Here is a 21,915-nt window from a genome sequence, read left to right as displayed (position 1 = left end):
GACCGTACCACCAACACATGAACAAGTATTCATCCATCAACCGGTCCGTAGGATGAGCCCATGGGCCATGGAGCACAAACCCCCGCAGGCGACGCCGCCGCCCCGCGCGCCCGCCTCACCCCCGAGAACGCCCAAACGGTCGCCGCCACCCTCCAGGCCCTCGCCACCCCGTCCCGCCTGCTGATCCTGGCCCGCCTCCGCGAAGGCCCCTGCCCCGCCACCGAACTCGCCGAGGCGGTCGGCATGCAGCAGTCCGCCTGCTCCCACCAACTCCGCCTGCTCCGCAACCTGGGCCTGGTCACCGGCACCCGCCAGGGCCGCTCGGTCGTCTACACCCTCCACGACAACCACGTAGCGGAACTCCTCGACCAGGCCCTCCACCACGTAGAACACCTACGCCTGGGCGTCACCGACTGACTTGCCGACGTGCGGACGGCGCCTCGCCGACGAGCTTCTCGGGCGAGGGCAGCCGTCAGGGCGGGTGGGGGAGCAGGCTGCTGCGGCGCTCGGTATCCCCAGTGACCACGCCGACGTGCGTCTGTTCAAGCGGCTGACCGGCTGACGGGGGCCGTCAGGCGTCGTAGCCGGGCAGGTTTTCGGCGGTCTCGTTGAGGTGTCTGAGGTCTACGTCGCTGAGGAACGGGAGCACGGCGCCGCAGTCGAGGCAGGCGCGGGCGAAGTCGACGTCGAAGGTGGGGCGGAGCTTGTAGGCGCGGGGGCGGGGGAATTTGAGGCGGAGGCGGTTGGTCTGGCTCTCGAACGTCCTGAGTTGGGCGGCCGGGGTCAGTCGACCGGATCCGCATACTCCGCAGCGCAGCACCCCAGGTCTCATGGACGTGACGGTACCTCAGGTCAGCAGCAGGTCAGGAGCCGGTCAGCAGATCTTCCGGGCGCTGGGATGTGCGGTGCAGACGGCGGCCCGCGGCGGTCATCGTGTGGAGGAGGCGGTGGCCTTCCTCGGGGGTGATCAGGGCGGCGGTGGTGCAGGCGCGCATGACGTCGAAGGTCTGCCAGGTGGTGATGGATCTGCGGCGCGCGTAGGCGGCGGCGGAGCGGTCGTCGGTGATCCAGAGGGAGTTGCGGAACTCGGGGCGGCGGGTGATGAGGACGCAGCTTTCGGCCTCGCCGAGGTGGCGGGTGGGGGCCGAGACCGTGCCGCCGAAGACGGCGCGGCGGACGCGCTCGACCTCGGCCTGTTCGGCGTGGTCGGTGATTTCGATGGGGTCGCCGAGCCAGCCGCCCTCGGCGATGGTGCGCAGGGGCGGGAGGTGGCGGGCGGAGCGGTGGGCCTCGTAGGCGACGGCCTGGGTCCAGCGGCCTCGGCCGTCGAGCACCTTCTCCAGGAGGGGGAGGCGGCTGACGGCCGCGAAGTTGCATAAGACGGTGTTGTCCGGGAACCACCAGGTGCTCATGGACGGAAGACCAGGTCCCCTTCGTCGATGCCGGGGCCGGGCGCGGGGTCGAGGAGGTCGTGCAGGTGGTCCACGTCCACGTCGAGCAGGGCGGCGAGGGGGCGGAGGGTGGTCTCGCCGTCCGCGTAGGCCCTGAACAGCTCGGACGCTATGCGCGGCGGGTAGCGGTGGGCGGAGGCCCAGGACTCCTGGCGCTGGTAGGCGTCGGCCGCTCCCGCCAGTAGGTGGCAGGTCTCGGTGGTGGTGCCCCGGAGGCGGGCGTGGTCCTCCGGGCTGAGCAGGCCGAGCTGGCCCAGCCGGGCCGACAGGGCGCTGGGGGAGACCTTGAAGCGCACCACCAGGTCGCGGAACGCGTCGTCGGTGAGGTGGTCACCGGCCACGGCGTCCGTGAGGTCCTGAGCGGGCATCAGCAGATGCGCCGCGAAGACGTTCGCCCGCACCTCGGTCAGGTCCTTCTGGTGGCCGGGGGCGAGGTGCGATTCGGCGATCGGGGCGCGCGCGTCCCGGGCGAGGATGTGGCCCAGCTCGTGGGCCAGGGTGAACCGCTGGCGGGTCCACACCTTGGTGGGTTCGACGAGGACGAGCCGGAAGGCGTCGGTCTGCCAGGCGAGCCCGTCGACCGCCTCCGGGATGTCGGTGATGGCGACGTCCACCCCGCAGCACCGCTCGACGGCGGCGATCAGCTGGTCCGTGGCCAGGGCGGCCACCGAGGGGACGCCCGCGGCCCGCAGATGCTCATGGGTGTCCGCGGCCAGGGCCTCGCCCTGGTCGACGAAGCGCCGCAGGTCGTCGCGGACGTGCGGCAGCTCCGGCAGCCCGGGGGAGCGGCCCAGGAGGTCCAGCACGTCGTACGCGGTGGCGAACCGGCCCGTGACGTCCTCGACGCCCGCCCGGCCCGGAGCGGAACCGGAACCGGAGCCGGATCCGGAACCGGAGCGGGTACGGGCGGCGACCGACGGGCGCAGCGGTTCGCGGCCGCTGAGCAGCCAGTCGACGGTCGTGCACCCGGCCTCGGCGATCAGGGCGAGGTCGAGCGAGGTGAAGCGGCGCACGCCCTTGAGTGACTTGGACAGCTTGTCGGGGGTCAGTCCGACCCGTTCGGCGAACGCGGCCTGGCTCATCGAGGCAGCGTCCATGACCGTGCGGACCCGGTCGGCGACAGTCGCTTCCATGTGATTACGGTAGGGGTAGCTTGCGAAAATCGCAAGTGGGCTGGTGGGGCGCGTCCAGCGGCCCTCTGCCGGAAGTCCGCGCGGGCTGGGAGACTGGCCGTTCACCGAGGCTCCCCGGGGGCGGAGAGGCGGCGCGCCGTGATCGATCGCAGCATTCTGACCGAGAAGGAATACCGGGACGACCGCCACCTCGCCGCACGGCAGGCGCTGTACGCGTACCAGGAGCCACGGCACGACCTGCCGGGCCTCGCCGCCGCCCAACTGCGCGGCGTACGCGGCCCGGTGGCGGATGTCGGGTGCGGGAACGGGGTGTACGGGGCGCGGCTGCGGGCGGAGCGGCCGGAGCTGGCGGTGCTCTCGCTCGATCTCTCGCCCGGGATGCTGGCCCCGGCCGCCGGGCGGGCGGCGGTGGCGGACGCACAGGCGCTGCCGCTGGCGGACGGCAGCTGTGGGGCGGTGCTGGCGATGCACATGCTGTACCACGTGCCGGACATCCCGCGCGCGATCCGCGAGCTGCGGCGGGTGCTGGCACCCGGCGGCGTCGCGCTGGTGTCCACGAACGGCGTCCGGGACAAGGCCGAGATCACCGAGGTGTGGCGGCGCGCGGCGGGCGAGGAGCGGCCGACGTTCGGCGGGCGGTTCACGTTGGAGGAGGCGCCCGCCCTGCTGGGGGCGGCCTTCGCCGAGGTACGGGTCATCGAGCTGACGGGGACGATCACGGTCCGGGAGCCGGGGCCCGTCATGGCGCACATGGGGTCGTACGAGACCTGGGCGGACGGCCGGGGCGGGGACGCGGGGGAGGTGCTGCGGCGCGCGGAACGGCTGGTGCGGGACGAGATCGACGCCACGGGCGCGTTCGAGGTGACGAGCCGCTGCGGGCTCCTCGTCTGCTCGGGCTGAGGCGGCTGATACGGCCGATGCCGGCTGATACGGCCGATACGGGCTGATACGCCGGAGCCGCGATGCGCAATTGGGGTGCGGTGCGGTAAGCGCATTGCCGCACCGGGCATTCACGATCCCGAATTTATCCGCAGTCCACTGTCCGTTATCCGGTGCACCATTTCGGAGCGAGTTCGGAATGAGGTGGTCCGCCGCAGCATTCGTGACGACGCCTTCACAAGGGGCCGCGCCATGGACGGCATCCGGAAGCGATCAAAGAGTGTCCATTACAGTTCAAAGGCACTCCAGGGCCATACACGTATCGAAGAAAAGGGGAAAGGTCGTGACCGCAGCCGCCAGCGCAGCGACCGGCGTATGGGGCCGCGCCGAACAACAGGACTTCCGCAGCCGGGTACGCGGCTGTCTGCTCGGCGGAGCGATCGGGGACGCCCTGGGGGCGGCCGTGGAGTTCTCCTCGCTGGCCGACATCCGGGCGAACCACGGCCCGCAGGGCGTGACGGACTTCCTGCCCGCGTACGGGCGGCGCGGCGCGGTCACCGACGACACCCAGATGACGCTGTTCACCGTGGACGGCCTGATACGCGCCCAGGTGCGCCGTGACACCGGCGCCTGGCATCCGCCCACCGACATCCACTCCGCCCACCGCCGCTGGTACGCCACCCAGCGCGACTGGGGCCCCGACGAGCGCCGCGAGGGCGACGGCTGGCTGGCCCGCGAGGAGTGGCTGTACGCCCAGCGCGCCCCCGGCCGGGCCTGTCTCACCGGGCTCGGGGACGCGACCATGGGCACCCTGGAGGCGCCGAAGAACCCCGACTCCAAGGGCTGCGGCGCCGTCATGCGCTCCGCGCCGTTCGGGCTGCTGGTGGGCTGGGAGCCGCAGCTGGTGTTCCAGCTGGCCATCGAGTGCGCGGCCCAGACCCACGGCCACCCCACCGGCTACCTCGCGGCGGGCGCGTTTTCCCTCATCGTTCACGGGCTGGCGCGCGGCGAGGCGCTGGACGGCGCCGTCCAGCGCGCCCTGGCCCATCTCGCGGGCCGCTCCGGCCACGAGGAGACCACGGACGCGCTGCGCCGCGCGCTCGGCGCCGTACGCCAGGGGCTGCCGACGCCCGAGCGCGTCGAATCCCTCGGCGAGGGCTGGACCGGCGAGGAGGCGCTGGCCATGGGGCTGTACTGCGCCCTGGTCGCCGAGGACGTACGCCACGGCCTGCTGCTCGCCGTCAACCACGGCGGGGACAGCGACTCCACGGCGGCGGTCTGCGGCAATCTGCTGGGCGTGCTGCACGGCGAGACGGCCCTGCCGCCCGCGTGGCTCGCCGAGGTGGAAGGGCGCGGCACGATCCTGGAGCTGGCGGACGACTTCGCGATGGAGATGACCCAGGGCCCCGCCCTGCACAGCCCCGAGACCTCGGCCCCCGCCTGGCTCAGCCGCTACCCGCGCGCGTAAGCACCCGCGACTCCCGCGACGCGCCCGCCGTCGGGGCCACAGGAACCCCAGGCGCGGCGCCGTTGCCGCGCAGGGCGCGGTAGGTGACCCAGGCCGCCGTCGCCAGGAAGGCGATGCCGATGATCGGGTAGATGGCCGTCATCAGCATCTGCGGCGGCGTCTGGTGCAGTTCGACCCGCTGCTTCACGCTGTGCGGCGCGTACCAGATCATGAACGAGCAGAAGAGCAGCCCGGTCAGCGCCGTGCAGCCCGCCCAGGCGCGGGACGCCCGGCGGACCGTTTCGACGGCGAGCAGCAGCACCATCGGGACCGCCCACACCCAGTGGTGCGACCAGGAGATCGGGCTGACCATCAGGGCGGTGACGGCGCAGGTGATGGCGGCCCAGGCGCGGGCGTGGGGGAGGGCGCGGTCGTCGACGAGCTGGGCGGCGACGGCGGTGGCCAGGCCGACGCAGCCGATCAGCGCGGCGGCGGCGAGCCACCACAGGCCGGGGTCGGGGGTGTGCAGGACGCGGGCGAGGGCGCCGCGCAGGTTCTGGTTGCCCGCACCCTCGACGTCGCCGGGCCGGTCGGTGGCGAACAGCACCTGGGTCCAGAAGCGGTGCGAGTCGTACGGCAGCGCCACCACCGACAGGACGACCGTCCAGACGAAGGCGCCGGTGGCGACGAACGCCCGCCGCAGCTGGTCGCTCCGCAAGCTCCCCAAGCTCCGCAGGCCCCGCAGGCTCCCCACGCCCCGCAGACTCCGCAAACCCCGCACCCCCTGCCCGGCCCGCTGCCGCCGGATGGCGTCGATCAGTCCGGCGGCCGCGAGGAAGACCACGAAGAGCCCGGGGGTCAGCTTGATCCCGGCCGCGATTCCGGTGCCGAAACCGGCCCAGCGGTGGCCTTCCCGGCGGGTCAGGTCCCACAGCACCAGGACGGCGACAGCCAAGTTGATCTGGCCGTAGCGCAGGGTCGTCCACACCGGTTCGCACCACACCGCGACCCCGGCCAGGGCCAGCACGGCGGCGGCGCGCGGCACCCGGCGCGGGCGGCCCACGAGCCGCAGCGACAGATGGGCCACGCCGACCATCAGGGCCAGGTTGGCGGCGGTGCCGAAGGTGCGCAGGACGCCCGTGCCCATGAGGGTCAGCGGGGTGAACAGCATGGCCGCGAACGGCGGATAGGTATTGGGCAGATGGTGCGCGGTCGCCCGCATGTCGTACAGGTCCGCCGCGTTCCGTACGGTCCACCCCTCGGCCTGGTAGACCAGCAGATCGACCATGGACACCTGGGCGGCGCGCTGGGCGATCCAGAAGCCCGTGAAGGACAGCAGACAGAACACCGCCGCGCAGAGTGTGGGCCGCCGAGTGATCATCTGTGTCGCGGTCACGGGGGTCGCTCCAGAGGTGCGTGAGGCGGCGGACGGCACAGGCAGCCGACGATAGTTCATTCCGGATGATGGCCCCACCTGGGGGAATGGTTGCCTGTACGGATCACATACATGGGCCACAGCAAGGGGCCCCGGCCACCCAGGAGCGAGGGTGACCGGGGCCCGATGAAAGGGAGCGGCGGCGTCAGTCGGAGGCGCCCGCCGCCGTCTTACGACCCTTCGCGCCCTTCGCGCCCGGCGCCGGAACGGCCCGCGCGGCACCCGCCGAACCCGGCCCGTCGTCATCCGAGTTGAGCGAGTCGAGGATGGCGTCGCGCTCGGGGGTGTCCTCCGGCTTCAGGTAGCCGATGGCGATGAAGAGCACGAGCGAGACCGCGAGCGGGACGGCGACCTGGTACTCCAGGTTGACGCCGCCCTCGACCGCGTCGTTGATCGGGTAGTTGACCAGATAGAACGCGATCAGGCCCAGCGCCCAGCTGGTGAGCGCCGCCGTCGGCCCGGACTTGCGGAAGGCCCGCAGCATGCCGAGCATCAGCGGGATCGCGATCGGCCCCATCAGACCGGCGACCCATTTGATGACCACGGTGATGATGTCGCCGAAGAAGGGCGAGTTCACCTGGGTGGCGATGGCCATGGACAGGGCGAGGAAGAGCAGCGTGGTGTAGCGGGCGGCGAGCAGCCCGGTGCGGGTGCTCCACTGCCGTACGGACTTGAAGATGGCGGGCATGATGTCGCGGGTCACCACGGCGGCGATCGCGTTGGCGTCCGAGGAGCACATCGCCATGGTGTGCGAGAAGAAGCCGACGATGACCAGGCCCAGCAGACCGTGCGGCAGCAGGTGTTCGGCCATCTCGGCGTACGAGTCGGCGGGCTTGTCCGTCTTGATGATCAGCGGCGCGACCCACATCGGGAAGAACAGCACCAGCGGCCAGACGAACCACAGGACGGCCGACAGCCGGGCCGAGCGCTTGGCGGAGTGGGCGCTGTCGGTGGCCATGTAGCGCTGCGCCTGGTTCCACATGCCGCCGTTGTACTCGAACGTCTTGATGAAGAGGTAGGAGAGCAGGAAGATCAGCGTGTACGGGCCGACGGTCGGCTCGGTGTGGCTGTCGGGCAGGTCGTCCCAGACGGTCCAGAACGTGCTGAAGCCGTCGAGTTCGTTCAGCACGGCGATCAGCATCGCGATGCCCGCCACGAACTGGATGACGAACTGGCCGAGTTCGGTGAGCGCGTCGGCCCACAGCCCGCCCACGGTGCAGTAGACAGCGGTGACCGCGCCCGTGATCAGGATGCCCTGGTTGAGCGAGACTCCGGTGAAGATGGAGAGCAGGGTGGCGATGGCCGCCCATTTGGCGCCCACGTCCACGATTTTCAGCAGCACCCCGGACCAGGCCAGCGCCTGCTGAGTGGGCAGGTTGTAGCGGTTCTTGAGGTATTCGAGGGGCGAGGCGACCCGCAGTTTGCTGCGCACCCGGTTGAGGCGCGGCGCGAAGAGGTTCGCGCCGATCGCGATGCCGATGGCGATGGGGAAGGACCAGGTGACATAGGAGGTGATGCCGTATTGGTAGGCGATGGCCGCGTAACCGGTGAACATCACGGCGCTGTAGCCGGACATGTGGTGCGAGATGCCCGACAGCCACCAGGGCATTTTGCCGCCTGCGGTGAAGAAGTCGCTGACGTTGTCCACGCGTTTGTGGGACCAGACGCCGATGGCGACCATGACGCCGAAGTATGCGATGAGTACAGCCCAGTCGAGACTGTTCATGTCCCCTCCCAGGGGGTCCGCCTTGTGAACGGGAGCGCACTTCGCCGCGACGTTCTCTGGGGCGGTTCCCCCGAGCGGGAGCGGGGTACTTCCGGGATTGAACCGCTTGTTCGGGCGGCCGGTCAAGGGTTCGAGAGGTCACGAATGTGAACACAAATCAGAAAGAAGAACGATTTTACGGTTTCTTGACCTGACGGGGCGTTGTCGTGCACGCGTCCGCGAACCCACCATGAGCGGGCACTTCGTCAGACGCACGCCCACGCATCGATGGGTCGGTACGGGAGCGGGATCCCGAAAGGCCGGACAGGAGTCGCGCTACCGCATCACTTCACCGGCGTTCACCAGCAGCGACTGTCCGGTGATCGCCCGGGCCCGGTCGGAGGCCAGGAATACCGCGGCCTCCGCCACATCGCCGTCCGTCGCCAGGTCGGGCAGCGCCATCCGGCCCGCCAGCCGCTGCCCGATCTCGGCCTCGGGTACGCCCTCCGTGTGCGCGGCGAACTGAACGTACGCCTGCACCGGCGGCCCCCACATCCAGCCGGGCTGCACGGTGTTGACCCGGATCCGGTGCGGGCCCAGCTCGCGCGCGAGCGAGTACATGGCCGAGGTGAGCGCCCCCTTGGACGCCGCGTACGCCGCCTGCCGCACCTCGGAGGGGGCGGCGACCGACGACTGCGTGCCGATGAGCACCACCGCGCCGCCGTTCCGCTTGAGGGCCGGGAGGCAGGCCCGGGTCATCCGCAGCGTCCCGAACAGGTTGACGTCCACCACGCGCCCCCAGGACGCGAAGTCGGCGTCCTCCAGGCCGCCGAAGTGGCTGTCCAGCGCGGCCACATGGACGACGGCGTCGATCCGGCCGAAGCGGTCCAGGGCGAGCGCGGCCAGCGCCTCGCACTGGGCCTCGTCGGCGATGTCGGTGGCCCGGTGGGCGGTGCGCGTGCCGTCCGGGTCGAGTTCCCGCGCGGCCCGGTCCAGCCGCTCCCCGGTGCGCGCCCCGAGCACCACGCTGGCGCCCTCGCGCAGGCAGGCAGCGGCGACGCGGTGGCCGAGGCCGGGGCCGACACCGGAGACGACGACCGTTCTGCCGCTGAGCATGGGGCCTCCCCGGCCTCCTCGGTCTCCCTGGGGCTGACGCCGCGTCAGGCTAGGCGTGTGGACCGCGAAAGGCCATACCCCGGTCCTGTGCGGTGGTTGGCGAATTCTGTCGCACCACCCCTCCCCAGCTGGCGCCGCGTCAGCTACACCTGATGGGCATGACGACGAGCGACGCGAGCGAGGACCCACGCGGCGATCTCTACGGGGAGCTGGCCTCCGTCGGCCCCTACGGGGTGCGCCCGGGGCACGCCCTGATCACGATGGTCGAGCCGCATCCGGGCCAGGAGTACGCGTACAACCGCTGGTACGAGGACGACCACTTCATCGCGGGCGCCATGGCCATGCCCTGGATCTACGCGGGCCGCCGCTGGGTCGCCACCCGCGACCTCCAGCTGCTGCGCTACCCGGAGAAGTCGGCGGTCGCCCAGCCGGTCACCGAAGGCTGCTACCTCACCGTCTACTGGCTCACCGAGGACCGCTACGCGGAGCACATGCGGTGGACGGTCGGCATCAACAAGCGGCTCAACCGGGACGGCCGGGTCTTCCAGGAGCGTACGCACGTCCTGACGGCCTTCCACGACCGCGAGGCGACCGTCTACCGGGACGGGGCGGCCGGTCCGCGCGACCACCATGCCCTCGACCACCCGTACGCCGGGCTGGTCCTGGAGGTCGTCGAGAGCGAGAGCCCAGAGCGGCGCGACGAACTGCTCGACTGGCTCACGGCCCGCCAGCTGCCCCGCCGCCTGACCGGTTCGCCCGCCGCGATGGTGACCGTCTTCCGCCCGACCCCGCTGCCGTCGGACCGGATGGCGTACGTCAAGCAGGTGGAGGGCGTCGACACCAGGCTGACCCTGCTCTGGTTCCTTCAGCACGATCCACGTGAATGCTGGGAGGAATTCTTCACGGGTCTCGATACCGATGTGGAACGGTCCGGACTGGGCCGGGTGGAATTCGTCGCGCCGTTCATTCCGACGATTCCCGGTACGGACCGCTATGTCGCGGAACTCCGATGACGGCCGGTGAAAGGCGAGCGCGACCGAAATGCGACGAGCCCTCTCGGCAGGGACGGCGGCCGGTCGAGAGGGCTCGGTGGCGATGCGGCGGAACGCCGCGAAACTGCGGTTCTACGGGGCCGGACCGCGCTGCCGCGGCCGGTCGAACAGCAGGATCAGCCGAGGTCGAAGGCTCCGCCGTGGACGTCGGCGACAAAGGCCGACCAGGAGGCGGGGGCGAAGCTGAGCGTCGGTCCCTGCGGGTCCTTGGAGTCGCGCACGGCGATCTCTTCGGCGACCGGGGAGGCGACCTCTACGCAAGCGCCGTTTCCTGCGGAGTACGAGGATTTAACCCATGCACTCGTCTTTCCCTGCTGAATGGACACAATTGCTCCGATGCGGTGTGTTGAGGAGATGCACCCCCGTTTGGAGGCGATGCCGACGTTACTCGTCAACATCGTCAGGAAAGGTGGCCATTCACTCGACCGGGTGGCATATTCCACCGGCCCCTTCCACGGCAGGGGGCGGAGGTGTACTCTCCGCCCTCGCTCTCGACCGGCGTCGTCAGCCCTCCCCGTGCCGACGCGCGTGGTCCTGAGCGACCTCGGTGATGAACTGGCGGCTCTGGTCCACATTCAGCGCCTGGGCCCGCAGATGCTCGTACATCATGCTGTAGCTCTGCACATCGGTGAGCTTCTCCAGATAGAGGTCGCTCGTCACGCCCTCCAGATAGACGACGCTCGTATCCGACTCGTCCGAGAACTCCAGGATGGTGAACTGCCCGCTCATGCCCGGGTGCGAGCCCATGCCGAACGGCAGCGCCTGCACCGTCACATGCGGCTCGTGGCTCATGCGGACCAGGTACTCCAGCTGATCGCTCATGATCTTGTGGTTGCCGACCACGCGCCGCATCGCGGCCTCGTCCACCACGGCCCACAGCCGCAGCGGGGCCAGTGGATCGGTGATCCGCTCCTGCCGCCGCAGCCGCACCTGCACCCGCTGGCCGATCTGGTCCGGGGCGACCTCGGGCAGCGCCCCGCTGATGACCGCCTCGGCGTAGTCCGGGGTCTGCAACAGCCCCGGCATCACCTGGGGTTCGTAGACCCGCAGCGACGCCGCGTCCGTCTCGAAGCCGATGTAGACGCTGTAGGGGACGTCGCCGAAGGCGTTCCACCAGCCCTGCTGGCGGGACTCCTTCGCCATTTGCATCAGCGAATCGATCAGCGCTTTGTCTTCTACCTTGTAGGTCCGGCAGAGGTCGCGCACATCGCGCTGGCTGATGCTTCGACGGCCGTTCTCCAGTCTGCTGATCTTCGACTGGGAGACCATCAACTCCTCCGCCACCTCCTCCGCCGTCATGCCCTTCTCCTGGCGGAGCCTGCGCAGTTCCTGGCCCAACCGGCGTCGCCGGACAGTGGGGCCGACGTTCGATGTCACGGGACGTGCACCTCCGGCTTCGTACTGCTGATACCTGCTGTTCAGCAGCCTCCCACTACCGGACCCGGCCGCGCTGGGAAATGGCCCGACAAAGACCGTACAAAGGGCGATCGAACGCATGCGCGGGGCGGCGGGACGGCCGGTCGTCCGGAACGGCCGTCCCACCACCCCGCGCTTCAGCGGCTCCCGTACCGGGTCGGTGGGGACTGCGGTGCGGTCGGTGGTGCTGTATCGGTTCTGCGGGCTCTGGCGAGCCCGTTTGGTGCCCTGTGAATGCCCTGTGGTGCCCTGTGGTGCCCTGTGGTGCTTTTCGGTTCTGTCGGTGGCCGGGTTGGCGTCACGGTCGCTTCGCGGCCTCCTGAGGCGCCCTGGGGGCCTCCTGGTGACGGGTCAGCGCGCTCCGACGCGGGCCATGCTCCCGTGGCGGGACGGCTGCGCCGGAACCCCGGCCGCGGGCTCCGCGGCGCGTGCTCCCGGCTGTCGGCCCGGGGCCGGTGCGCGCCGTGGCTGCGCCGCGACACCGTTCTGCACGTCCATCACGGCGTGCGCCACCAGACCGCCCATCGGGTCGTGCCTGATCAGATCCCGGAGCCTGGAGCGCGACGAGCGCCCCTCGTTCCCGGGATACAAGTGCTTGCCGAGCCCGACCGCGTGGGCCAGGGCGGCGAGCGCGGCGGTCCGCGGGTCCGGCGGTACGCCGGTACGGATCGCACTGTCCAGCCGGGCCCTGATCTCCCGGCTGATCGCCGTCTCCGTCGCCTGGTAGCGAGTCGTCGGCAGTACCCCGCACATCTGGCCCGCCACGGCATGCACCATGCCGCACCGCTCCAGGTGCGTGAGATACGTCTGGCGCAGCCCCAGCCGGGGCCCGCCGATCCAGTGGACAGCCCGAACCGGACTGCCGCGACGGCGCAGCAGTTCCAGTGCGGAGTCCAGAGTTGGATCTCCTGTCGGCCGTGGCAGCACCACGGCGATACGATCCCCGTCAGGGGCTATCCGTCCGGCCAAGGCCAGCTCTACTAGCTGTGCCCCGGCAAGACCGAGGTCGAGCGACTGCGGCTGCGCCGTGGTACCCGTGGTCGGGTCCAGGGCGAGCAACAGAAGCTCCTCCGGAATTGTTCTGCGGCTCCTGCCCATCCATGCCTCCCCGCGTGGATGAATGACAGGGTGACCCCTGCCACATTGGTCTGTCGAGAGTGCCTGGGGGATTTGGGTGGGAACCGGTAGGTATGTCTTTCTCGTCTAGCGGGTGAGTGATCACCCTGAGGCGCTCTCCGGCGGTGGCGTTGCGCGTCCGCACGCCGGGCACACAGGACACTGGTTGATGGTTGGAATGCGGGACGCGGCGCCAGGAGGCGCCCGGCGTCCCGTGTGACGTATCGAGGAGGCATCGGTGGCGGGCGAGTCCCCCGGCAGGTCGGATCAGCAGAAGTCGTCGGGGGAGACGGCTAGGGGAGCGCGTGATCCGCGGCTCACGGCCTCCCGTGAGGAGGAGGCCGACGACGGTCGCTCGGCGATCGCCGTCGCCGAGGACGCGGCTTCCGGTGGGTCCGGTGTGGCGTCGACGGAACCGGAATCGGAATCGGAGCGTCCGGAGTCTGGTGTTCGCGAAAGCGAATCCGGTGAACCGGGCGGTGCGGAGACCGAGTCGGGGCTCCCGGTCCGCCCCGGGGCGTCGGCCGAGGGTGATTCGTCTTCGCCGGACGCGGCGGACGAGTCGGCGCCCAAGCCGGAGGGAAGCGATACCCGGCTGCGGGAAGCTGTCGCGGCCTGGGTGGCGTCGGACGAACCGGATGCGGAGTCGGACGCGGAGGGTGCGTCGTCGGACGCGCCGTCTGAGCGTGCCGACGCCGACGGTGACGACGACGCGTCGGGCGCCGAGGGTGACGCGGACGCGTCGAGCGGCGAGGGCTCGGGTGCTTCGCGTCCGGCGGACGTGGGCTCCGGCGCCGAAGACGACGCTGACGACGCAGCCGCCCAGGGCAGCGCGGGCGCGTCCGGCGATGAGAGCGCGGGCGCGTCTCGCCCCGCGAAGGCGGGTTCCGGCGCCGAGGGTGACGCCGACGCGTCGGGCGCCGAGGCTGACGCTGACGGCTCAGCCGCCAAGGGTGGCGCGGACGCGTCGAGCGGGTCGAGCGACGAGGGCTCGGGCGCCAAGGGACGCGCGGGCGCGTCCAGTGGTGAGGGCTCGGGGACGACTCGTTCCGCCAAGGGCGACGCCGACGATGCGGGCGACGCTGACGACCCAGCTGCCAAGGGCGGCGCGGACGCGTCGAGCGACGAGGGCTCGGGCACGTCCCGCCCCGCGAAGGCGGGTGCCGACGCCGAGGGGTCGGGCACGTCGCGTTCCGCGAAGGCGGGCGCCGATGCCAAGGGTGACGCTGACTCCGACGCCGAGGACGGCGACGGCGCCGCCTCGGAGGCGCGGGGCGACCAGAAGACCGCGGTGTTCCGTGCGCCGAAGGTGCCGTCCGGTGGCGAGGGTTCGGGGGGGTCTCGTACGGCGAAGGCCGACTCCGGCGCGGGTGCGGCGGACGACGAGGGCGAGGCTGGCTCCAAGGGTTCCGACGGCGACGACAGCGGCAAGGCCGCCGCGTCCGGCGACGGGAAGCGGCGGCCCGCTTGGGCGGGGGCCGATGACGACGGGGACGGTGATGACAAGCCGTCGCGGCCGTCCGTCGATCAGAAGACGGCCGTCTTCCGGGCGCCCAAGGTGGAGGACGCGGAGGAGAAGGACGGCAAGGGCGGCAAGCCCGTCGACCGGCCCACCTCCGCGTTCGGGGTGCTCCCGGAGAAGAAGAAGGGCGTCGACCAGCCGACCACCGCCATCAAGGCGCTCCCCAGCGACACGAAGAAGGGCGGCGCCAAGCCGTCCGAGCGCGAGAACGAGCGCACCAGCAAGTTCGTACCCCTGCGCTCCTCCGACGCCCCCGCCCCGGCGAAGGCCCCGGCGAAGGCGTCCGCGAAGGCCCCGGCGAAGCCGGACGACGTACCCGAGACCGAGCGCACCCGGCAGCAGCCGCTGCCGCCGCAGACGCCGGACGGGAAGCAGCCCGCGCCGCTCGATCTGCTGGCGGAGCTGACGAACCGGCCGCCCAAGCCCGAGACGCCGATCCGGACGGCGGTGCGGCGGGTCAAGATCTGGACGCCGCTGGCCATCCTGCTCGTGGTGCTCCTGGGGGTCGCCCAGGCGGTGCGGCCGCTGCCGGAGCCGGAGCTGAAGCTGACGGCCGACGCGTCGTACACGTTCAAGGGCGCGAAGCTGACCATGCCGTGGTCCGGTGAGGGCCAGTCCGCGGCCGAGGTCCAGGGCGTGGGCAGCCTGGGCACGTCGGGGGCGCAGAAGGCGGTGCCGATCGCGAGTGTCACCAAGGTCATGACGGCCTACGTGGTGCTCAAGGACCATCCGCTGAAGGCCGGTGCCGAGGGCCCGCGCATCAAGATCGACAAGACGGCGGCCGAGGAGTCGAGTTCCGCCGACGAGTCGCGGGCGTCGGTCAAGGAGGGGCAGAGCTTCACCCAGCACCAGCTGCTCCAGCTGCTCCTGATCAACTCCAGCAACAACATCGCCCGGCTGCTGGCCCGCTGGGACGCGGGTTCGCTGGACGCGTTCACGAAGAAGATGAACGACGCGGCCAAGAGCCTGGGCATGAAGAACACCACCTACACGGACCCCAGTGGGCTCAAGGAGTCCACCAAGTCCACCGCGGCCGACCAGCTCAAGCTGGCGGCGGCGGCGATGGAGTCCGAGGCGTTCCGGGAGGTCGTGGCGACGCCCAACACCGAGATCCCCGGGCTCGACGGCAAGATCTACAACAACAACAATCTGCTGGTGAAGCCCGGTGTGATCGGCATCAAGACCGGGTCGTCCACCCCGGCGGGCGGTGCGCTGATGTGGGGTGCCGTACGGACCATCGACGGCAAGAAGCAGCGGATCCTCGGCGTCGTGCTGGAGCAGCGCGCGCCCACCACGCTGGACGCCAGCCTCCAGCTGGCGCAGACGGAGAGCTACAAGCTGATCACCGCCGTGCAGTCCGCGCTGACCTCGGCGACCGTCATCAAGAAGGGCGATGTCGTCGGTCAGGTGGACGACGGGCTCGGCGGTACGACGCCGGTCGTCGCCACCAAGGACCTGAAGGCGGTCGGCTGGGCGGGGCTGAACGTCGACATCAAGATCGGCGACGGTGGCAAAACCATTCCGCACACCGCCAAGGCGGGCACGGTCGTCGGCGAGGTGACCGTGGGTACCGGGCCCGGTCAGGTCAAGGCGCCGGTGGCGCTGGAAAAGGACTTGTCCGAGCCGTCGTTCGGGTCGAAGCTGACCCGTATCTCCTGACGCGCCAAGGGGACGAGACGTCCCTGAGGGGCACCGGCGCGAGCCGCGCCGGTGCCCCTGTCCGTAACCGCTGACGAACCACCTCCGCGTGCTAGCGTCGCCTGAATGTCCCTTGACCTGACTCGCCGAGGTGAACCCGAGGCGAACCGTGGGGAACCGGTACAGGGTTGAGAAGATGACAGGGGCAGACCTCGGGGGAAGACGGGGAGAGCCACAGTGACCACCGTGGATCCGACACGGGCCGACAAGAACGGCAGCTCGGAGGAGAGCACCGCGGCGCGAATACGCCTGCCCGCGCAGCGCTGGCCCGCCGAACCGGACGATTCCGCAGCGCAGGCGACCCGCGGCGGTGAGGGGACCACCGCGCGGACCGGGGTGGTCCAGCGCGTCTGGGGCGTGCTGCGCCGCCCGGTGCCCGCCGCGCTGGCCGCCGCCGGGGTGCTGCACCTGCTGTGGGTGGCGCTGCTCGCGAACAGCGGCGGCGACCTGGCCGCGCAGGACGCCTGGGCGGAGTTCGCGCTGCAGCACCCGGACTCGGCGTACAACCTGGCGTGGTACGGCGGCATGCACCCGGTGTCGTACAGCGTCATCTCGCCATATCTGATGGCCATCCTCGGCGTGCGGTCGACCATGGTGATCGCCGGGACGCTGTCCGCGGGGCTGCTCGCCCTGCTGCTGGTCCGCAGCCGCTCGGTGGCGCGGCCGATGTGGCCCGCGCTGTACGGCGCGTTCGCGCTGGTCTGCAACGCGATCTCGGGCCGGGTGACCTTCGGGCTCGGCGCGATGTTCGGCCTCGCCGCGGTGGCGGTGATCTTCGCGTGGCCGGTGCGCTGGCGGTCCCGGCACTGGCATCACCGGACCGGACGGTTCCTGCTGGCCGCGCTGCTGTCCGGGGTGGCGACCATGGCCAGCCCGGTGGCGGGCCTGTTCGTGGGGATCGTGGCGGCCGCGCTGTGGCTGACCAAGCGGCGCCCGGCCGCGTATGCGCTCGGCGTCACGCCGGTGCTGGTGGTCGCGCTGTCCGCGTGGCTGTTCCCGTTCTCCGGTGAGCAGCCGATGTCCATCGGCTCGGTGATCCTGCCGCTGACCGCCGGGCTCGCGGGGTGGCTGCTGTCTCCGCACGAGTGGCGCACGGTGCGGGTCAGCGCGGCGCTGTACGCGCTCGGTGTGGTGCTCACCTGGCTGATTCCCTCGCAGATCGGCACCAACATCTCCCGGCTGGGCATGATCTTCGGCGGTGTGGTGGTGATCGCCGCGCTGACCGCCCCCGGCATCAAGCCCGCCCGCGCCGAGCTGCGCACCACGCGGGCCGGACAGCGGTGGATCGCGGTGGTGCTGTCGCTCGCGACGGTCACGGTGTGGCAGGTCGTCAAGACCGGCGACGATGTCATCCACACCACCCCCTCGGCGTCCTGGGCCCGTGAGCTGGCGCCGCTGGTCGACCAGCTGAAGCGGGTGAACACCGACCAGGGCCGGGTCGAGGTGGTGCCGGTGCGCAGCCACCGCGAGTCCTCCGCGTTCGTCCCGTACGTCAACCTGGCGCGCGGCTGGAACCGGCAGCGGGACCTGGACCGCAACCCGATCTTCTACGGCGAGAACACCCTCACCCCCGCGACCTACCACGAGTGGCTCAAGCGCTGGGCGGTGCACTACGTGGTGCTCCCCAATGACGACCCGGACAAGGGGGCCGAGAAGGAGTCCCAGCTGCTGGAGGACGCCAAGCTCCCGTATCTGCGGCAGGTGTGGTCGGACGACAACTGGAAGCTGTACGAGGTCGAGAACCCGACGCAGGTCGCCGACCCGCCCGCCACCGTGGAGCGGGCGGGCGCGGACCAGCTGGTCCTGAAGGTGCGGGAGCGCGGGCCGGTCCTGATCCGCATCCCGTACTCGCCGTGGCTGGGCCTGGTGGACGCCAAGGGGCGCAGCGTCAAGGCCCCCAAGGCCGAGGAGCACGAGGAGCTGCCGGTCAACCGCCAGGGCTGTCTGACCACGCGGACCGAGGCGGCCGTGGAGGGCCAGCCGGAGGACGAGTGGACCGTGCTGCAGGCCCCGAAGCCCGGGACCTACCGGATAGCGGGCAAGTACAAGCTGCCGCGCGGCACGCCCTGCCCGAAGGAGATGGCTCCGTAACGACTGGCCGGGCCCTGGCTGTCACCCGCACACGGTGGACAGCCAGGGCCTTCCGCGTTCCCGGTGCAGATCGGTACGGACCTTCTCGAGGCTGGTCAGCAGCGCGCCCGGGCCCTTGCCGACATCGCTGAGGTAGGCGAGGGCGGCGCGCTGGAAGGCCAGCCGCATCCGGGTCGGCATGGCGTCGGACGCGTCCAGGCACAGCGAGCGGGAGTCCTTGAGCGCTTCGGCGATCGGCCGGGCCACCTCGTCGTCGGGCTGGGCCTCCACGGGCACCTCGCCGTTGGCGAAGAAGGGGCGGGTGCGGCCGTCCGGGGTGTTCTCCGCCCAGGCGGTCTGGGCCTGTGCCGAGGCGAGATAGGCCAGCAGGCGGCGCGACTGCGGGGTCTCGTGGAACATCGCGGCGAAGTCCGCCGACACCTCCCGGGCGGTGGAGTCCGGGTCGGCCCCGGGGATCAGCCCGGTGGAGAAGGTGAACGAGGCCCGGGCGCGGGCCTTCGGCGGGTAGCCGCCGCGGATGAACGAGCCCTGGTGCTCCAGCGCGCACGTGGGCCGCGCGGCGAACAGCTTCCCGCCCGCGTCCCGGAAGTCGGTGAGCAGCGCGGTGCGTGCCGCGCCCTTCCCGAACAGGGAGCCCCAGGTCCGCCAGGCCCGCCCGATCCGGGGGTCCGTCCACTCCAGGCCGCCGGTCGCCCACGCCTCGTAGACGTCCTTGCCCTGCTGCTGGAGCAGGATGTCCTCGATCCAGTCGGTGCCCGGCCAGCCGGAGGTGGCGTCGCCGCCCATCCCGGCGCACCACTCGCCGTCCCTCGCGGCGAGGGCGGGCAGCTCCTCCTCGTCGTGGCGCCTCTCGTCGTACCAGACGATGCTCTTCAGGTCGGCCTTGACCGCGATGCCGTAGACCGCGCCGTCCCCGTGCGGTGCGGGCTTCCACAGCGGTCCGTAGGCGGCGAGGGTGCGCGCGGGCAGCACCTTCTGCAGCGGTACGAGCGGGGCGTCCGCGTAGGTGGCGAGTTCGCCGGGGCTCGGCAGGACGGCGATGTCGGGCGGGGTGCCCGCCTTCACCTCCGAGGACAGCACCTCGCGCAGCGCGGTGGTGCCCTGGTAGTCGACCCGGATGCCGGACTCGTCGGTGAACGACTTGAGCAGATCCCGGAAGGCCGCGGCCTCGTCGCCGGTCCAGGTGGCCAGCACGCTGACGCTGCCGCGTGACCGCTGTCCGCCGGTGTCGCCCGCGCCGACCGCGGTCAGCACCAGCAGCCACAGCCCGAGGACGGCCGCGGTCACGTTGAAGGAGCGGGTGCGGGCGCTCATCGCGGCTGGAACCGGTACTCGTCGATGCGCGGCTGGAGCCCGATGAGGATCAGCGCCGCGAGGACCGCGCCGCCCAGCGGGATCCAGCCGACCGCCCCGGCCCGCCAGTGGGTGCCCCGCATGGTCTCGGCCACCTTGTCGGCGGTCTCGCCGCCGCTGGAGCCGATGTTCGTGCGGTGCAGGATGGAGCCCGCCTCGCCCAGCCGCTGCTGGGTCTGCGCCGTGAAGAGGCCCAGCGGGATCACCGCGATCAGCAGCACGGTCGCCGTGGCCAGCCACGGGTTGACCAGCCTGCGGAAGCGGTGCCGCAGATAGCGCTGGGTGAGCCACAGCAGCGCCCCGAGGGTGAGGAACAGCGCGGGCACCAGCACCCACCAGGCGAACGTCAGCAGCCAGCCGAACGAGGTCTGCGCGCGCAGCACCTGCCGCTGTCCGTCCTGCACGGTGTCCAGCCGGGCCAGGATGCCGTCGTGGTCCCGGATGAGCATGGTGGTGGCGTAGCCGAGATAGGCGTCGCGCAGATCCTCGTTGCCACGGTTCACATACGCCTGCTCGATGATGTCGCTGTACGAGGAGACCAGCCCGGCGATGGTGAGCAGCGACTGCCGGGCCGCCTTGCCGCCGGTGGTGCTCTTGACGGCCTGGGCCAGGGACTGGTTGGCCGTGGACAGTTCGTTGCGGTAGTCCTCGCCGAGCCCCTCGACGTCCGTGGTGGGGCCGTCGAGGCTCAGCCTGGCCCGGGCGTCGGCGGCGTGGAGGGCGTCGATCGCGGCGGCCACCTGGAGGATCGCGGGGGTCGACCGGTCGCTGACCGCCGTGGTGTTGCGGCTGACACCGTAGTACGCGGCGAACAGCGCGGTCACCGCCGCCGCCGTGAGGACGAGCAGCGCGGTCAGCCGCCGCACCAGAAACGCGCGGGTCCCGCCCTCTCTTGCCCGCTCAGGCCCGGCGCGCTCTGACGCACGGGCTTCCCTCGTCGCTGCTCGCTCCTTCGTCGCTGCGCGGCTCCTCAGTCCAGCCCGCGCGGCGCGCCGGGCCACGCTCATACGACGCCCTCCGGGCGCAGCGGGGTGTCGCACTTCTGGCAGTACGCGGCGGTGGCGGGCGCGGTGCGGCGGCAGGACGGGCAGACCTGGTCGGGGCCGGTGGGGGCCGCGTCGGGGGCTTCGGTGAAGCGGGAGGCGATGAAGCGGACGCTCTCCTCGGTCACGATCATCGCCGAGTTGAGGTCCAGTGGCCGGATCGGCTCCCTGATCCGCACCTCGCCGGTGGCCGCGTCGGTGATGTGGACCAGCCCGCTCAGCCGCGCCAGCATCTTGGCGCTGCCCAGCCCGTGCGCGAGCCGCACGGCCTGCCCCCACTGCCGCCGGGCCTCCTCGCGGTCGCCCGCCTCGTACGCGTCGCAGCCCGCGGTGATGGCGAGGCCGAGGTCGGAGTCGGCGCCGTAGTGCGCCAGCCGGGGGTCGACGCGGGAGGAGAGCAGGAGGTCGTCGGTCCACTGGACGAGTACGGACCGGGCGGGCGGCGGCGGAAGTTCCGTATCGCCGTCCGTATCGCTGTCCAGGGTGAGGTCGACGGCGGCCAGTTCGACGTCCTCGCCCATCGGGTCGCTGCCGGGGTCGGCGAGGACGCACAGGTGGAACTCGCGGGACTCGTCGCCCCACGCGCCGGTGCGGCACTCCCAGGTGCGGTCGTCGGGGCGGGTGCCCTCGGCGGTGAGGTCGGACCGGGTGGGGTGCACCTGCTTGACGAAGGCGATCCGGCCGCCCGCCCGGGTGCGGACCCGGATCCGTACCCCGGAGAGCGCCTTGGCCATGGCGGCGCGGGTCATCGCCTCGAACTCGGCGGTCAGGGCCGCGTCGTCGAGGACCGCGTCGGCGCGGCCGTGCAGCCGCCGCGTGATCTCCTTCAGCTCGGTGGCGTCCCAGCCGTCGCCGATGCCGCGCGCGTCGCAGGTGAAGTGCGGGGCGCAGCCGTCCAGCACCTTGTCCAGATACCCGGCGGCGTCGTGCTCGTTGCGGCCGTCGGTGAGCAGCAGGGTGTGCCGGATCGCGGCGGGGCGGCTGAGGTGGAGGCGGCGGGCGAGGTCCAGCCAGGCGCCGATGGCCGTGCCGCCGATGGCGGGCAGCCGGGCCGCGACGCGGGCGGCGGCGGCCCGGGTGTCGGGGCCCGCGACGGCCATGCCGCCCGCGAACGGGTAGACGACCTGGGCCTGTTCGGTGCCCTCGATGATCGCGAAGTGGGTGCCGTCGCGCAGTATCCCGACGGCGGTCGCGGTCGCCCGGCGGGCCGCCGCGATCTTCGTCGGGGGCCAGCCCATCGAGCCGGAGCAGTCGATGACGATGACCTCGGAGGCGGCGGTACGGGCCGCCGCCGGGCCGAGCCCCCGGGTCTCGACGCTGACGACGGCGTGCATCTCGGTGGGGCCCGCGGCGGCCGGGAGGTACTTGTTCTGGTGCACGCGCAGCGTGATGGCGGGGCCGTCGCCCGCGTCGTCCCCGTACCGTTCCTGGCTCATGTGATCCCCTCGTCCCCCTGCT

At 71.5% G+C, this 21,915-nt stretch carries 18 protein-coding genes; 6 read left to right on the top strand and 12 right to left on the bottom strand.

Annotated elements, in window-relative coordinates:
* Positions 1–60: 60 nt before the first annotated feature.
* Entirely contained in the window at positions 61–417 is a 357-nt protein-coding gene (locus ACWC5C_RS12500; protein ID WP_398299421.1) for an ArsR/SmtB family transcription factor, read from the top strand.
* A gap of 154 nt (positions 418–571) precedes the next feature.
* On the opposite strand, the gene ACWC5C_RS12495 is transcribed toward ACWC5C_RS12500, so the two are convergent.
* The 3 genes from ACWC5C_RS12495 to ACWC5C_RS12485 are packed head-to-tail and all read right to left on the bottom strand — an operon-like array spanning position 572 to position 2,584.
* On the bottom strand, positions 572–832 hold the full coding sequence (locus tag ACWC5C_RS12495; RefSeq protein WP_450875403.1) for a hypothetical protein: 261 nt from the start codon (positions 830–832) through the stop codon (positions 572–574).
* 31 nt (positions 833–863) lie between these two features.
* Positions 864–1,412: a hypothetical protein gene (locus ACWC5C_RS12490; protein ID WP_450875402.1), complete on the bottom strand. Its 549-nt coding sequence runs from the start codon at positions 1,410–1,412 to the stop codon at positions 864–866.
* Positions 1,409–2,584 (bottom strand): helix-turn-helix domain-containing protein, encoded by a 1,176-nt coding sequence (locus ACWC5C_RS12485; RefSeq protein ID WP_450875401.1) that lies wholly within the window; start codon positions 2,582–2,584, stop codon positions 1,409–1,411. The genes ACWC5C_RS12490 and ACWC5C_RS12485 overlap by 4 nt, the downstream gene beginning before the upstream one ends.
* Positions 2,585–2,722: 138 nt before the next feature.
* Between ACWC5C_RS12485 and ACWC5C_RS12480 the strand changes: the two genes are divergently transcribed.
* A complete protein-coding gene (locus ACWC5C_RS12480; RefSeq protein WP_450875400.1) occupies positions 2,723–3,484 on the top strand; it encodes a class I SAM-dependent methyltransferase in 762 nt (253 codons plus the stop codon).
* Between the two features lie 322 nt (positions 3,485–3,806).
* The gene (locus ACWC5C_RS12475) at positions 3,807–4,931 is read left to right on the top strand and encodes an ADP-ribosylglycohydrolase family protein (protein WP_450875399.1); all 1,125 of its coding nucleotides are present in this window, start codon (positions 3,807–3,809) and stop codon (positions 4,929–4,931) included.
* On the opposite strand, the gene ACWC5C_RS12470 is transcribed toward ACWC5C_RS12475, so the two are convergent.
* The 3 genes from ACWC5C_RS12470 to ACWC5C_RS12460 all read right to left on the bottom strand — a co-directional run bounded on the left by ACWC5C_RS12470 (position 4,909) and on the right by ACWC5C_RS12460 (position 9,166).
* Positions 4,909–6,291 carry a glycosyltransferase 87 family protein gene (locus tag ACWC5C_RS12470; RefSeq protein ID WP_450875558.1) on the bottom strand — a complete coding sequence of 461 codons (1,383 nt, stop codon included), beginning with the start codon at positions 6,289–6,291 and terminating at the stop codon, positions 4,909–4,911. The genes ACWC5C_RS12475 and ACWC5C_RS12470 overlap by 23 nt on opposite strands.
* A 199-nt stretch (positions 6,292–6,490) precedes the next feature.
* Positions 6,491–8,071, bottom strand: coding sequence for a sodium:solute symporter family protein (locus tag ACWC5C_RS12465; protein ID WP_450875398.1), 1,581 nt, complete (start codon positions 8,069–8,071; stop codon positions 6,491–6,493).
* Between the two features lie 315 nt (positions 8,072–8,386).
* Positions 8,387–9,166, bottom strand: coding sequence for an SDR family oxidoreductase (locus ACWC5C_RS12460; protein WP_450875397.1), 780 nt, complete (start codon positions 9,164–9,166; stop codon positions 8,387–8,389).
* Positions 9,167–9,318: 152 nt separating this feature from the next.
* Between ACWC5C_RS12460 and ACWC5C_RS12455 the strand changes: the two genes are divergently transcribed.
* Complete coding sequence (locus ACWC5C_RS12455; protein WP_450875396.1) at positions 9,319–10,179, top strand: hypothetical protein; 861 nt, start codon at positions 9,319–9,321, stop codon at positions 10,177–10,179.
* A gap of 155 nt (positions 10,180–10,334) precedes the next feature.
* Here the strand turns inward: ACWC5C_RS12455 and ACWC5C_RS12450 are convergent, their stop codons facing one another.
* From ACWC5C_RS12450 to ACWC5C_RS12440, 3 genes are all read right to left on the bottom strand, one after another.
* Entirely contained in the window at positions 10,335–10,544 is a 210-nt protein-coding gene (locus tag ACWC5C_RS12450) for a DUF397 domain-containing protein (protein ID WP_450875557.1), read from the bottom strand.
* Positions 10,545–10,722: 178 nt separating this feature from the next.
* Positions 10,723–11,595: a helix-turn-helix domain-containing protein gene (locus ACWC5C_RS12445; RefSeq protein ID WP_450875395.1), complete on the bottom strand. Its 873-nt coding sequence runs from the start codon at positions 11,593–11,595 to the stop codon at positions 10,723–10,725.
* A gap of 390 nt (positions 11,596–11,985) precedes the next feature.
* Positions 11,986–12,732, bottom strand: coding sequence for a GOLPH3/VPS74 family protein (locus tag ACWC5C_RS12440; protein WP_385443556.1), 747 nt, complete (start codon positions 12,730–12,732; stop codon positions 11,986–11,988).
* Positions 12,733–12,988: 256 nt separating this feature from the next.
* Here ACWC5C_RS12440 and ACWC5C_RS12435 point away from each other — a divergent pair, with 256 nt between their 5' ends.
* Positions 12,989–15,931, top strand: a complete 2,943-nt coding sequence (locus ACWC5C_RS12435) for a D-alanyl-D-alanine carboxypeptidase (protein WP_450875394.1) — start codon at positions 12,989–12,991, stop codon at positions 15,929–15,931.
* 216 nt (positions 15,932–16,147) lie between these two features.
* Positions 16,148–18,061 carry an MFS transporter gene (locus tag ACWC5C_RS12430; RefSeq protein WP_450875393.1) on the top strand — a complete coding sequence of 638 codons (1,914 nt, stop codon included), beginning with the start codon at positions 16,148–16,150 and terminating at the stop codon, positions 18,059–18,061.
* A 21-nt stretch (positions 18,062–18,082) separates the two neighbouring features.
* Here the strand turns inward: ACWC5C_RS12430 and ACWC5C_RS12425 are convergent, their stop codons facing one another.
* The 3 genes from ACWC5C_RS12425 to ACWC5C_RS12415 all read right to left on the bottom strand — a co-directional run bounded on the left by ACWC5C_RS12425 (position 18,083) and on the right by ACWC5C_RS12415 (position 21,893).
* A complete protein-coding gene (locus tag ACWC5C_RS12425; protein WP_450875392.1) occupies positions 18,083–19,375 on the bottom strand; it encodes an ABC transporter substrate-binding protein in 1,293 nt (430 codons plus the stop codon).
* Entirely contained in the window at positions 19,372–20,280 is a 909-nt protein-coding gene (locus ACWC5C_RS12420; RefSeq protein WP_450875391.1) for a hypothetical protein, read from the bottom strand. Before ACWC5C_RS12420 ends, ACWC5C_RS12425 begins: the two co-directional genes overlap by 4 nt.
* A gap of 137 nt (positions 20,281–20,417) precedes the next feature.
* Positions 20,418–21,893: a VWA domain-containing protein gene (locus ACWC5C_RS12415; RefSeq protein WP_450875390.1), complete on the bottom strand. Its 1,476-nt coding sequence runs from the start codon at positions 21,891–21,893 to the stop codon at positions 20,418–20,420.
* Between the last annotated feature and the right edge of the window lie 22 nt (positions 21,894–21,915).

The organism is Streptomyces sp. NPDC001700 (assembly GCF_053596435.1).
The sequence above is the reverse complement of the archived record's forward strand: the minus strand, read 5'-3'. Positions and strand labels throughout refer to the sequence as shown.